Origin of the sequence: Escherichia sp. KTE172, assembly GCF_000408845.1 — a bacterium.
Lineage (GTDB): Bacteria > Pseudomonadota > Gammaproteobacteria > Enterobacterales > Enterobacteriaceae > Escherichia > Escherichia coli.
This window is the reverse complement of record NZ_KE137313.1, coordinates 21,436-33,535: the sequence shown is the minus strand read 5'-3', so window position 1 is coordinate 33,535 and position 12,100 is coordinate 21,436. Positions and strand designations below refer to the sequence as shown.

General features: G+C 42.2%; 16 protein-coding genes and 1 pseudogene. 3 read left to right on the top strand and 14 right to left on the bottom strand.

The annotated features are described in order from the left end of the window. Positions 1–391: 391 nt before the first annotated feature. From G434_RS23560 to G434_RS23570, 3 genes are all read left to right on the top strand, one after another. Positions 392–1,399 (top strand): replication initiation protein, encoded by a 1,008-nt coding sequence (locus tag G434_RS23560; RefSeq protein ID WP_000243324.1) that lies wholly within the window; start codon positions 392–394, stop codon positions 1,397–1,399. Positions 1,400–1,464: 65 nt separating this feature from the next. Next, positions 1,465–1,869, top strand: coding sequence for a hypothetical protein (locus G434_RS23565; protein ID WP_000654313.1), 405 nt, complete (start codon positions 1,465–1,467; stop codon positions 1,867–1,869). Between the two features lie 135 nt (positions 1,870–2,004). Then, positions 2,005–2,532 (top strand): DUF2726 domain-containing protein, encoded by a 528-nt coding sequence (locus G434_RS23570; RefSeq protein WP_000577047.1) that lies wholly within the window; start codon positions 2,005–2,007, stop codon positions 2,530–2,532. 306 nt (positions 2,533–2,838) lie between these two features. Here the strand turns inward: G434_RS23570 and G434_RS30900 are convergent, their stop codons facing one another. The 14 genes and pseudogenes from G434_RS30900 to G434_RS23625 all read right to left on the bottom strand — a co-directional run bounded on the left by G434_RS30900 (position 2,839) and on the right by G434_RS23625 (position 12,075). After that, positions 2,839–3,054, bottom strand: coding sequence for a hypothetical protein (locus G434_RS30900; protein ID WP_000399460.1), 216 nt, complete (start codon positions 3,052–3,054; stop codon positions 2,839–2,841). Positions 3,055–3,103: 49 nt separating this feature from the next. Next, positions 3,104–3,355 (bottom strand): hypothetical protein, encoded by a 252-nt coding sequence (locus tag G434_RS23580; protein WP_000905709.1) that lies wholly within the window; start codon positions 3,353–3,355, stop codon positions 3,104–3,106. Positions 3,356–3,391: 36 nt separating this feature from the next. Next, the gene (locus tag G434_RS23585) at positions 3,392–3,694 is read right to left on the bottom strand and encodes a hypothetical protein (protein WP_001062964.1); all 303 of its coding nucleotides are present in this window, start codon (positions 3,692–3,694) and stop codon (positions 3,392–3,394) included. A 165-nt stretch (positions 3,695–3,859) separates the two neighbouring features. Beyond that, on the bottom strand, positions 3,860–4,519 hold the full coding sequence (locus tag G434_RS23590; protein ID WP_000516230.1) for a division plane positioning ATPase MipZ: 660 nt from the start codon (positions 4,517–4,519) through the stop codon (positions 3,860–3,862). A gap of 104 nt (positions 4,520–4,623) precedes the next feature. Continuing rightward, complete coding sequence (locus tag G434_RS23595) at positions 4,624–5,448, bottom strand: tyrosine-type recombinase/integrase (RefSeq protein ID WP_016238959.1); 825 nt, start codon at positions 5,446–5,448, stop codon at positions 4,624–4,626. A gap of 84 nt (positions 5,449–5,532) precedes the next feature. Then, positions 5,533–5,922 (bottom strand): hypothetical protein, encoded by a 390-nt coding sequence (locus G434_RS30610; RefSeq protein WP_236115859.1) that lies wholly within the window; start codon positions 5,920–5,922, stop codon positions 5,533–5,535. A gap of 82 nt (positions 5,923–6,004) precedes the next feature. Continuing rightward, positions 6,005–6,661, bottom strand: coding sequence for a hypothetical protein (locus G434_RS0124530; protein ID WP_000972911.1), 657 nt, complete (start codon positions 6,659–6,661; stop codon positions 6,005–6,007). A 103-nt stretch (positions 6,662–6,764) separates the two neighbouring features. Then, positions 6,765–7,229: an H-NS family histone-like protein gene (locus G434_RS23600; protein ID WP_001293133.1), complete on the bottom strand. Its 465-nt coding sequence runs from the start codon at positions 7,227–7,229 to the stop codon at positions 6,765–6,767. A gap of 15 nt (positions 7,230–7,244) precedes the next feature. Beyond that, positions 7,245–7,451 carry a hemolysin expression modulator Hha gene (gene hha, locus G434_RS0124525; protein WP_000850859.1) on the bottom strand — a complete coding sequence of 69 codons (207 nt, stop codon included), beginning with the start codon at positions 7,449–7,451 and terminating at the stop codon, positions 7,245–7,247. After that, positions 7,448–9,601: a type IA DNA topoisomerase gene (locus tag G434_RS23605; protein WP_001235747.1), complete on the bottom strand. Its 2,154-nt coding sequence runs from the start codon at positions 9,599–9,601 to the stop codon at positions 7,448–7,450. Before G434_RS23605 ends, hha begins: the two co-directional genes overlap by 4 nt. Positions 9,602–9,605: 4 nt before the next feature. Next, entirely contained in the window at positions 9,606–10,178 is a 573-nt protein-coding gene (locus G434_RS23610; RefSeq protein ID WP_001199073.1) for a hypothetical protein, read from the bottom strand. Positions 10,179–10,181: 3 nt separating this feature from the next. Beyond that, positions 10,182–11,261: pseudogene (locus G434_RS23615) on the bottom strand (AAA family ATPase); the annotation flags it as partial. Positions 11,262–11,275: 14 nt separating this feature from the next. After that, the gene (locus G434_RS23620; protein ID WP_001215681.1) at positions 11,276–11,770 is read right to left on the bottom strand and encodes a thermonuclease family protein; all 495 of its coding nucleotides are present in this window, start codon (positions 11,768–11,770) and stop codon (positions 11,276–11,278) included. Further along, positions 11,767–12,075: a hypothetical protein gene (locus tag G434_RS23625; RefSeq protein WP_000647577.1), complete on the bottom strand. Its 309-nt coding sequence runs from the start codon at positions 12,073–12,075 to the stop codon at positions 11,767–11,769. Before G434_RS23625 ends, G434_RS23620 begins: the two co-directional genes overlap by 4 nt. Between the last annotated feature and the right edge of the window lie 25 nt (positions 12,076–12,100).

The window sequence follows — 12,100 nt, the reverse complement described above, 5'->3', positions numbered from 1 at the left end:
GGGACAGATTTATGGTTAAAAGGGGACAGATTTATGGTCAACTAGGGACAGATTTAGTGTGGATAACTTTTTTATCCACAGGTTGTGGATAACTTTTTTTAGATTCAACTCGGATTCGTTATGGATTCTCTATGAATCTGAATTGGATTAGTGACTTAGATCACATTTAGGATGTTTGGCTCGATGGGTTTTTGATGATGCATTCCCTCCTGGTTTGCTGTATTGACTGCCTCTGACTGAGGGTGAAAATGCGCCGTTCAGCCAGGTTTGACCCTTCAAACAGGGGACAGATTTATGGTTTATTAGCTATATAGGGACAAAAAAAAATTGCGTCCCTAATTTGGGTGTGAGAAACTTCTTTTGATTTTTAACTCACAGGAAGGGGAGCTGTATGGTCTTAAAGAATAATAAAAATAGCGACTGTAATGATGTTCAAAGTTTGTTGGCACAGGGAAATCAATTGCTGGAAGGTGCATACGATATAACGCTAATTGAAATGCGTCTTCTGTATCTGGCATTGACTAAGATTGATAGCCGTAAACCACAGCCTGCAAATGAATATACATTGTTTGCGAAGGAATACAGGGACACTTTTTCTTTAGATTCGAAAAATTGTTATGAACAGTTAAAATCTGCTGCGAGTTCTTTAGGCTCAAAGCCAATTGTTACGTATGAATGGAACGAGGCAAAAAAAAGGATCGATGCAGTCAAACGATTCTGGTTTTCTTCAATAAGATATGGTGTTGGGAATAGTGAAAGTGACATAACTTTGCGTTTTTCAGATTCGGTTAGTCAATATCTTTATGAACTGAAAAGCGAATTTACACAAATGAATCTTGAACATATGGTGAAACTGGATACGCCATTTTCATTTCGACTTTATTCATGGTTGTATAAATATAAGAATCTGAACAGAAATAAGAAACATAGTGGAGTGATCTCGACAGATCCTATAACCATTGAATGGATGAAGGAGCGAACCGGGCTTACAGGGAAATATCCAGTATATAAGGATTTTAAGAAACGGGTGCTTGATCCTGCTGTTGATATTATCAATGCAAATACGAATCTGAGTGTTACCTATGAAGGTATTAAGTCCGGCAGAAAGATCGAGTCTGTTGTGTTCACATATCTTGTAGAGAATGAAACACATGATGGAAAAAAAATAGCAACTAAACCGTTACGCCCTCGATTGCCATCAAGACCAAGGGTCATTAAAGGAAGCTCTGCGGAGGTAGCCTGGGCAAAAAAATGTATCGATGTTATGAAAAATTATCTTATCTCTTTAAGGGAATATGATGATAAGTTAAAATTATCAAGGCCAGATCTTCAGAAGGTTAAGTTATGGCATGAAATAACCGGATGGGATTTCGAAGAGTCGTTCTGGTTTAGTGATTAAAGAATGCTACTGTTTACGTTACCTGTTTTTTCTCTTTTTATAACTCACTTAAAAGAGAGGATGATATGAAAGATAACATCGTGGATTTTCAACGTATCAGGAGAGACCTGGGCGCTCATTCAACAGATGTTGCAAATGATGCCGTTTATTCTGACAAAAAGAAAACATCCAGGTTCTTTTATCTGCTGACACCTGTCAGATACCTTCTGGCTGCTTCCCTTTATCTGGTTGTTGTTATTCCATTGGGGATTCTTGCGGGATTTCGTTTCTTGTTGCAGTTTTTAGGCGGTATCGCAGTGATGGGGTTAACTATCGCCTGGTACATGGGTGCAGATGTCAGTGGTTACATTGTTCTTGCTGCATGGATCGCCTTAACTGTTTGTGGTTGCGCAGAGCAGATTTTTGAATGGTGGATCGAAAGCCGTTTTGCGTTCCGTCTTTTTGGTATCGGGAGAACGCCGGAAGAATGAGCGCTGATCTTACAGACAGTAAAGAACAATGCAGGATAGACAATCATGGTCAAAATGTTAACATTTTATCCATGATTGTCCAAAAACGATGTTTTTTCCTGTGCCTGCCGCAGGCTCTTTTAAAAGGAATATGAAATGATATTTAACCGTAATAAAAAACGAGATGAACAACAGAATTCTTCTGTTGTTTTGCCATCAACTGAAAATGTATTCTCTGATTTTATTAAGAACAATCCAGCTTTGACAACCAATGCTTTTACAGCCATTGGGGAGGTTGATTGTTTTACTAAAGTACCCTTACTCTCAAATAAGGAATCAGAGTTTTTAGGCATTCTTTCACGTAATATTATACCTGATTATTCCGTTTTTCCCAAAATACGACTCATTGAATTTGTTCGTCCTCATGGTAGCGAGGAAGCTGTAAAAGAATTAATCCGTGAAGTGCAGAATATAACCTGTGATTTTGTCCTGAAATCATATGATGAAACAGTCCTTGCTGTTATCCAGTTTGGTGAAACTGCAACCGTCAGACAGCAAAAGAAAAAACTGATTATCCAGCGTGTGTGTGCTATGACAGAAATTTCTTTTTTCGAATTTAAAAATACTGTCGATATGATGGGGAGCGAAGACTTTTGTCAGTTCCTGCGAGATGATGAAGAGTAAAAATATTAGAAATTAAAAATAAGCCCACATATTTGCGGGCTTAACAAACGCATTGTCATAATTTATTGTTTGTTATCCTCTAAAATAATTAATAATGGTCCTAACATAGTTGTAAATACCAATGCTGCTATACCAATCATACCGTACTTGTTTGGTACACATGATAATAATAAAGAGCACGTAGATACAGTTATATAAAATATTCTGAAGTTACTTTTTTTAAATAGTGATGATATATATATTATACATAACGCTATAAGATTAAACGCGATTGAATTTATCATTGTTTAATCCTCTTTTAATTGGTCAGCACATATCGATCTTACCGCCCAGTAACATAAAAATGAAAACCGTTGTTACTGGGAGCAACATTGCCAGGATGAAAACGATTAGATTACTTTTCCTGCCAATATTGAATACTATACCAGCCAGCAATACTAAAAAGAAAAATGCAACTGGTACTGTCCATGTAATGACAGGATGATAGTTTATAATGCCTAAATCAAAGATGCAGTGTTCCATAGATTGAGTGCCCTAATGTCTGATTATAAACTGGTATTATTACGTATCCTCACTTCACAAAATCTTCTGGTTTTATACTTGATTTAAACTCTTCTTCTTTAGAACGTTCTTTTTGCCATGCTATATACCATACAAACAAAACAACAGTTCCAATGACAAAGTACGATGCTGGTTCCAGTAATGCTGAGATACTGTCACCTGAAAATTTCCATGCACCATAACCCGCAAGAACCAGTCCAATAAAAGGCTGCACACAGAGCATGTAAAAATTGAATACAGATTTAATTATCTTTATGAGCATATTTTTATCCCCTTTAATAGTGTGTAATAAAACACTCTATTTATTCACGGTTGGTCTTCCTGCTTTCGGGCTGTTTTTCCTTATATCATCAAACAGCCTCCGACGTTCTTCTGCTGATACCAGACGTAACGCTGCCAGTGCTGCTCTGATTACTTCAGCACGGCTTGCACCGTACTTGTTCTGGAACACCTGCGCTGTATCCAGATCATCATCTGTCATAGTCAGATTTATACGCGTTACTGCGGATGCCGATGCTGGTTTTTGTGCAGCAGAACTTACAAACTGGCGTAAATCCAGTGGTTTAATTTCCTGATCTATTTTCTTTGGGATCTTTGCCATAAGGTATCCTTTTTATAAGGTGTGTAACTATACACATCATTTATGGCAGGGAAAGTTCCGGCATCCACGTACTGCAAATTGCCAGGCTTGGTCAGATAAGCCATCCCCGCCGTATATCGCATCGGATATGGGTATATTATCAAATTTGGTGTGTAATAATACACATTACAGAATATCCGTTTCTTTTAACAATAACTCAATCTCGCCACGGGCTTTGTTTCCCCGTTTATCATCGTATTCATGTACGCCCATACCGTTGTTATAGGCTTTTTTATGCGCAGTACGCATATAGATACGCTGGCGGGGAACCGGAAGCCAGTCTGGATCATCATTGAGTTGTCGGCGCAGTTCTGACGCTTCACTGTCTGACGGGTTAGTTGAGCACTTATTCAGGACAATCCATGCTTTCATTGACGGATTGACTCCGGCCTGTGCTGTTTTAATGTCGAAAACCAGCCGTCCCAGTGTGTTGATCTCAATGCCTGATCCTGGCTCAATGAATGTGAAAAGAATGTGAGCACAACTCAGAGCTTTAACGAACGCCGGAGATTTCATGCCTGGTGTATCAACAAACACATAATCAAAGCGGGCGGCCAGCTTTTGTGCCATAGCCGGAATATCCGTGTAGCATTCGAAATACGGTATTTCTGACAGTCTGGCGTTGGTTTTACGATCCTCGATGAAATCCTTGATACTTCCCTGTGAGTCTGTTTCCAGGAAACAGGCTGTTTTCCCTTTCTTTATGACACATACACATAAGGAACAAAGCACGGTGCTTTTTCCTATGCCGCCTTTGTGTCCTGCAACTGTAATGATTTTTCCCATCACAAAATCCTCCTGGTTAAATAGTGTGTATTAATACACAATCTTTTGTGGTGAAAGTATAACCGTACAATTGCGTGCTGGCAATAGTTTAATGGTGTGTATTATTACTCATTATTAAGGCGCTCAGGGTACCCAAGAAGCTGTTTTGCAAGCTGTGGATCGCAGGTAAAGGACAGGCCACTTCCTGTAAGGACGTCCAGCGAAAAAACGCGGGTGTAAATCTCGGTGCTTCTTGCATAACGGTGTCCCAGCAGGGATTGCAGGACGCGCGGAGGAACGCCACTCATTGTCAGGTGCATGGCGTAGCTGTGGCGGAACGTGTGAGGAGTGACCGGAACCGAAAATGTTACGCCGTCACGCTCTGCCCGTGCCACTGCGGTGTTTATCCAGTTCAGCGGTGTCTGTCTCGATGTTATGTCCCACACAGGCTGATGTTTGATCCGCTTTTTCCAGGTCGCCAGGTATTCCCGCATACGCAATGCGTATCCGGCATCCAGAACAGGAACCAGCCTTACAGCAGGCTCTGGTGGTTTTCTGTATCGCGGATCAGGATGTAATGGTGGATGTCTGGTGGTCGGACGTCCTGGTCTTCTTTCTGCTTCTTTTAGACGTTGCTTGAGTGTTTTCAGGATCACCACGGGTTGCGGGTACTGCCGCGTCGGAGTCAGCATAAAATCGGCAGGTTTCAGCGCCAGAGCTTCGTTCAGTCGTGCTCCGGTATTCCAGAGCGTCTCAAAGTACATACGTATGTTCAGATCATCGATGTAGGAGAGAAGCAGTGAGACTTCCGGTGCTATCAGATATTTTGGCATTCCTGCGCCAATCTGTGATGCAAGATCCCGCATATTACGGGCTGCATCGGGAGAGATGGTTAAATTCCAGGCGTCGCTACGTGAAATCTGGAAAATGCTGGCGGGTAAGTCACTCAATTTTTTAATCTCCGCACCTGTTTTTCTGGACGTGCCAGCAATTATGACCTGAAGCAGAGGTGCGTCCGACAACAAAAATTCCGATCACCAAAAAAAAAATTTGGACATTTTTTCCGATAATGCATTTTTGTCCAGGTGGATATGAACGACAGGGCAGGGCGAAAAGGAAGCGGTTATCCTGAATAACCCAGGATATGGGCACATATGCCGGAACAGGGCACCGGATAAAGGAACAGAATATTTGAATGTTGTAACTAATGAAGTCTGGACAGAATGACCTGTATGTCTAACTGCCTGGCGAATTAAACTGGAGCGAGGGTAATCTTGTTCAAAAATACTGTAGCGGTCGCAGCTGAGGATCGCGCTGGCCAGCGTGCTCGATGCGTCACCGGCGAGAAGCTGATTTGTTGTTTTACAGTGAGTTAGGTTGTTTGCAGTGCGAAAAATATCGGTGAGTATTTTTGATAGAGTCATTAACGGCGGTGCGCTACGTGAAATCCGTGAAAAAGCAGGGGATATACGTGGGGTATTTTTCACGTAGCAACACCATTACAGCCTACCGTTCAGCAGACCATCCATCATTTTTCAAAACCAGTGTAATATGTTTTGTTTGTTTCTCTTTCAAATCAGACTCAAGTCCTAAAAATGCAGCCCGAACATCATCGCGTTTCGCCCATTCAGCGATACTGGTGGGACTGAATGTGTAATTCACCTGCGTGATCTTCATTCCCATAGCATCACCAGGTTCGGTAAAATCAACTATCTCATCCACCTTATAATGACCGACGCAAAAATCAGGTCGTTCCGGAGACTTCAGATATTTTTTCCCCTCATCTGTCAGAGCATATTCACGACCTGGCACTTTTTTACCCGTCTTAGTAAAACCAATAACGTCATCAACCAGGGTATTTTTTACTGTCAATAAATCGGCTTTGACCAGTACATCCAGCGCGGAAAACTGTCGAGAATTTATTTCATCTGCCCGTTCCTGAGATGTGTATCGATTAGCCTGAGCCACAGCTATCTGAACCGGATAAGGCTTACTATCAAACATTCCCAGCGGACTAATGGTAATGCATTCCTTCTCTAGTCGAGTATTAATAGCTTTTTCAAAGTTTTGCTTATTAGCATCTTTTGGTGAATCACACCCTGCCAGCAAGAATGAACTCAAAGCAACAAAAATAACCACTACTTTTTTTGATTTGATCATCATTTTCCCTCTTTATCAAACGATAAAATTTCTTGCCAGCGCCGCTGGCTGTTCTGTCCCCTCCATTTGCCGTCGCAAACTTGTTTGCGACGGCATCACGATTATTTTATTCAACCTGCCCAGGTTGCAGTTTGTCAATGAGGAAATCTTCCATGAAATGGCCCTCATCAAGCAGCTTCTGTAAAGCAAGCGGACGCTTGCCATTACCAGACCATTCTCTGATCTCGCCATTTTCATCCTTAAAGCGGTATTTAGCCTTTCTTACTCCGCCTTTGGCTTTCCGCCTAGTTTTCACTGTATCAGCTGTTACAGGAGCAAGGAGTGATTCGGGATCAAGACCTAAAGATATGATGTATTCAATGGCCTGCTGACGTTTGGCTTCAAGTTCCTGGCGTTCAGCCGCTTCACGTTCAGCATCTTCACGACGTTCTTCAATAACAACGTTGAGCTTTTCCTGCATTTCGAGCAACTGCTCAAAATCAATCTCACGGGCAAAAACACGCAATGAACGAATATTCATCATAGTCCGGCTGATAATGCCGTATTCATCTTCTTTAGTCAGTTCGCTCATAATTAATCCTCTTGTTTAGTGGACGTACTTCCAGACGCCGGAAGGAACCTTATCATACAGTTTATTCATCACCAGTTCTGCGCGGCGATGATCTGCGGCAGAATAAAATGCCTCTGATTCTGATAAAGGCAGTTTGTAACGGTTAATCTCAATAACTTTTTCAAGAGTATCTCTTGATGTACATTTTCTTAACTGAAAAAGCCATTCCTGCTTTGTTTTCACTTCTTAGCCCTTACCGGAAAACCCAGCTTCCCTGTTTTCTTATCCTCAAGAACAAGAACTGTATCATACGTTCCACCGCTTTTCTTTTTAAATCCCTTAATCAAATCGGTTTTCCCTGATTTAACCAGTTTTTCTGCCTGCGCCTGGGTGATTTTCTTACCAGAAAACTCACTCCAGATTTTAAATTCACATCCGGTACAGAAATAACCTTTTGGTCTGATAACAATATGTTTACCACAGGAAGGGCAGGGAGAGTCCAGGCGTTGAAACTGCCCTGCTGGCGCAGCGGGTTCAATCTTCATCTCGCCCAGGTCAACATCAGAAATCATGCCTGTCAGTTCACCGTACAGCTCATTAATAAACTCTTCAACCGTCAGGTCGCCATTTTCAATGGCTGTCTGCTTTTCAGACCATAATGCTGTCATATCAGGATTAACCGCTATACCAGGCAGGGCATCAATAAGCGCATATCCGGTATCAGTAGGAATAAGTTTCCCTTTTTCCAGCGTGATATAGTTTCTTTTCTTCAGTGTTTCCAGAATGGCTGCGCGGGTAGCTGGCGTACCAATGCCACCATGTTCATCTTTTTTGTCTTTATCCTTATCTTTCAGCAATTTCTTAATCGTTGGGTCAGTGACAAAATCCGCGACGCGAACAAGCGCAGCAAGCAAGGAGGCTTCGGTAAATAATGGCGGCGGTGTTGTTTTCTTCTCATTAACGACAACTTCTTTTGTCGTCAGTGTTTCTCCTGTGCGAATTTTACAGAGCAGTTCAAAAGCGGAATCATCATTATCTTCTGATTCACCTTCGTCTGTGGTTTCCGCGCCAAGAAACGCCTCAAATCCGCTGTCAGTTGTTTTTCTGGCACGGGCATAGAACGACTCATCACCACACTGAATGGCAACCGATACTTCCTGGTATGCTTTTTCAGGCATGAACTGAACAAGATAGTGTTGTGCGATCGCCAGGTAAACATTGCGCTCATCGGTGCTGAGTGCGTTAACATCAGGCACACTGGCGGTCGGGATTATTGCAGTATGCGCAGTCACCTTTGCACTGTTAAACGCTTTGCTTTTACGTGCAGAATCAATATCCAGCGACTGAGGAAAGACTGATTTCAGGGCATCGATAACCTGCGGCGCTTCGCTGAATTGTTCATCAGAAAGATATGAGCAATCAGAGCGGTTATAAGTAATCGCTTTATATTTTTCACGTAATTGTTGCGTAATATCCAGTGTTTTTTGTGCCGTCATTTTGAACTTTTTGTTCATGTATTGCTGGAGTCTGACCAGGTTAAACGGCAACGGTGCAGCCGTTTTTTTATCATCAGTTGCTGCCGCTTCAACTGTAGCCGGTTTTCCTGCAAGGGATGCTGCCGTTCCGTCTGCCCACGCTTTATCAAGTAATTTACGGTCGGTCAGCGGAGCAAATTCCCCTGGCTTCCAGTTCGCCCTGATAACATCAGCACCACGCTGAAAGACTCCGGTCATGGTGTAGTAAAAACTGGATTTATGGTTCTGGTTAGCACGGGTACGATTCACAATCAGGCCAAGAACGGGAGTCTGGACGCGCCCGACAGACAGAACACCCTGATATCCTCTGGCTTTTGCCGGAATGGTGTAAGCACGCGTCATGGAGAAGCCATAGACGGCATCAGCAACTGAACGCGCCAGCGCCTTAAGGTAAAGCCCTTTGAAATCACGATTATCTTTAAGATTTGCCAGTGCCTTTTTCACTGCCGGAAGCGTGTTGTCGTTAATCAGAACGCGCTTTACGGGTTTTGTGTTTCCTGCATATTCCAGGACTTCATCAACAAGTAGCTGTCCCTCATCATCAGGATCGCCAGCGTGAACAATTTCAGTCACGTCTCCACGTCTGATAAGCTCGAGAATCGTTTTAACCTGTTTTGCTGCACTTTCAACAGGCTGATACTTCACGGGATAAAGACGTAAAGGAAGCGTTTCAACCTTCCAGGCTTTGTATTCAGGATTATAGTTTTCCGGCGGCTGTGATTCGATAATATGACCAAAACAGTTAGTCACAATGGCGTTATCACTTTCAAACCAGCCATCATGGCGGGTAAAATTGCCACCAAGTGCCTTAACAATATCATTTGCTACTGCGGGTTTTTCTGCGATAAAAAGTCTCATTTTGTTATCCTTTACATTGAATTAATCTTTTGGCACAACGGATAGCGCGTTCTTCCGATACTGTATGTTGCCAGTTATCTTTACTTACTACTCTGAATCTGCGCTCACAGCCATTAAAGGCAAAAATTCCCTCACGGTTAAGTATATTAGTTGCAATATCCCACTCTTTAATTCTCAAAAAGGCTGTTACAGCAAAACCAGAATACGAAGCAATTTTTGAAATGATGCATTCATCAGCTTTTATTAACGCGGCAAAAGGAACTATCTTTTGATGACCACACGAAATCAGAGGGAGTGTGTGAATATCATAATAAGCTATTGAATGACAATCCATGCGGGTATCATCAATAGCTGCCAGCCAGAATCCTGCCTGGTCTTTTATTTTTCTGCTAATATCTGAATCTGAAACACCAGGGTTTAATAAATATCCACCATAACAGATATGGAAGGGGTGAACAGATTCATCAATATCAGGAAGTTCTTTTACCGGATTTTCTTTCCAGTCCTTCAGAACACCAAATTCAAGAGCATCCAGCAAAAATTTTCGTTCCAGCGCATCAACTAATGCATATTGCATGTGTTAATCCTCCAGGTAACTTAAATAGTCAGGTTGCGCCCCGTTCTTTTTATAAAGCTCTTCCCTTTCCTCTATATCTTCATCTGCTTCCTGCACGCTCAGATCAAGGGTTCCTTTCAAAAAGGCACGAGCATTTTTTATTACATCCACTGATAATTCATTTTTGGTTCCGCGAATCATTCCGATTGCGATATTAATAATTTCCTTGATTTCAGCCGGAGTCGTTCTGTCCAGCACTGCGCCAAGCTCTTTAAGGTCAATTTCTACATCTTCTGGTAAGTACATTTTGGCGCAAGCGGCAGCAGCTTTGGTTCTGAAAGCACCTACAGAGATTATCCTGTCAATTCGACCTGGACGTTTCCTAATACGTGGGTCGATGCGTTTTGGATAGTTTGTAGAAAAGATCACATATGTACCTGCGACATTTCGCGGTGTATCAGCTCCATCAAGAAAACTTAACGTTCCGGCATCAGCCCGATAAAGTTCATCAACCTCTTCAGCTATAATAATGACGGGTATTTTCTTCTGAGCAGCAGCGTAGCAAACATCTTTAAAGTAATCATCGGCATAAACAAAAACATACTTATCCTGATACTTTGCCCCCAAAGCTTTTGCGATAGTTGTCTTGCCTGTTCCAGGGGGGCCAGTAAAGAGCACTTTACGCATACCTGACTGACCATACCGGGTATAGAAATCAATATCAGAAAAGAACTGATTAAAGTCGTTTTCCAGCTCGTCAAATTTTGGATGAACTGAGAAACGCATAGCATTTTCAATTTCCTCCTTTCTTGCCTTACCGTGATAATAAACACCATCATAGTACCCAAGTTTCCAGATACCTTTACGTGGCAATGAGCGGTTTAATTTAGCGCGTCCTGCCTCGCAAAGATTGTGGAGCATTGACATACTTTTAGTAGTCCCAACGGCGTACTCCATCCTGACTTTAGAGTTAAGAATGAAGCGAATAATATGAACAACTTCATTTTGACCAAGATGAATCCTGTATGCACCAGAACCATCTTTGAACATAAGTTTTTTAATTCTCCCAGCTTTAGCCATAACAGGGTTACTTCCCGTATGAACACAAGCAACGCGCGTCAGTTCTGTTTATGTCGCCATTCCCACGGTGGAACCGGATTACTGTCAGCCCATAAACCACGCTTTTGTTCCTGCGCTTCCCGTTGCAAAGCCGGTAATGATTTATCTGTGTTGTAACGTTCATATACCCATGCAGCGCCAGACTGAACCATAAAGCGGCTGGCATCCGTGCCGTTCGTCGTGAACACACGACCGATAATGCGTCCGTAGCGGTCTGTCTGCGTATAAGAGACGGTAACTGATTGTCCTGCGAGCAGAGCTTTAAGCTGATTTGCTGACCAGTGCCCGAAAGCCTGTTTCTTTTCAGGAGCATCGATATTTATCAATCGAACCCTGATCGGAACTTCATACACAACAATTTTCGCGGGTAGTGTTTTAACTTCTATGGTGTCGCCATCGAGAACGCGAATAACTTTCCCCTGGATTTCAGCCGCACACAATGTAGCTGGTAACAGGGAAACAACAAAGGAAAGAGCCTTAAGAAAATGTCTCATTGCTTTCTTCCCTCCCATATTGCTGAGAGTATTTTACAAATGGATAAAACGGCGATTAAAGCCACTGCGATAACAGCCAACGAAGGAAGTACATAGCTATACAACTCAACTATGAAATTAAGAAATTCCATGAGCGATTGCGGCTTTAAAGGATCATCCCATAAAACGATAACAACACGATAAAGCCCATAGACAATTGCCGAAAACCAGACCATAAACAGTAAGGCCTCAGTAAAAACATAAGCGACCGTTTTAACACTATCGATAATTTCAATTCCGGCAACTCTCACACTTCTTGCTTTCATATATACCTCATGGATAACGGGAAAC

Coding starts and splice junctions, on each gene's coding strand:
- G434_RS23560 (WP_000243324.1), top strand. CDS start 392: ATGGTCTTAAAGAATAATAAAAATAGCGACTGTAATGATGTTCAAAGT.
- G434_RS23565 (WP_000654313.1), top strand. CDS start 1,465: ATGAAAGATAACATCGTGGATTTTCAACGTATCAGGAGAGACCTGGGC.
- G434_RS23570 (WP_000577047.1), top strand. CDS start 2,005: ATGATATTTAACCGTAATAAAAAACGAGATGAACAACAGAATTCTTCT.
- G434_RS30900 (WP_000399460.1), bottom strand. CDS start 3,054: ATGGAACACTGCATCTTTGATTTAGGCATTATAAACTATCATCCTGTC.
- G434_RS23580 (WP_000905709.1), bottom strand. CDS start 3,355: ATGCTCATAAAGATAATTAAATCTGTATTCAATTTTTACATGCTCTGT.
- G434_RS23585 (WP_001062964.1), bottom strand. CDS start 3,694: ATGGCAAAGATCCCAAAGAAAATAGATCAGGAAATTAAACCACTGGAT.
- G434_RS23590 (WP_000516230.1), bottom strand. CDS start 4,519: ATGGGAAAAATCATTACAGTTGCAGGACACAAAGGCGGCATAGGAAAA.
- G434_RS30610 (WP_236115859.1), bottom strand. CDS start 5,922: ATGACTCTATCAAAAATACTCACCGATATTTTTCGCACTGCAAACAAC.
- G434_RS0124530 (WP_000972911.1), bottom strand. CDS start 6,661: ATGATGATCAAATCAAAAAAAGTAGTGGTTATTTTTGTTGCTTTGAGT.
- G434_RS23600 (WP_001293133.1), bottom strand. CDS start 7,229: ATGAGCGAACTGACTAAAGAAGATGAATACGGCATTATCAGCCGGACT.
- G434_RS23605 (WP_001235747.1), bottom strand. CDS start 9,601: ATGAGACTTTTTATCGCAGAAAAACCCGCAGTAGCAAATGATATTGTT.
- G434_RS23610 (WP_001199073.1), bottom strand. CDS start 10,178: ATGCAATATGCATTAGTTGATGCGCTGGAACGAAAATTTTTGCTGGAT.
- G434_RS23620 (WP_001215681.1), bottom strand. CDS start 11,770: ATGAGACATTTTCTTAAGGCTCTTTCCTTTGTTGTTTCCCTGTTACCA.
- G434_RS23625 (WP_000647577.1), bottom strand. CDS start 12,075: ATGAAAGCAAGAAGTGTGAGAGTTGCCGGAATTGAAATTATCGATAGT.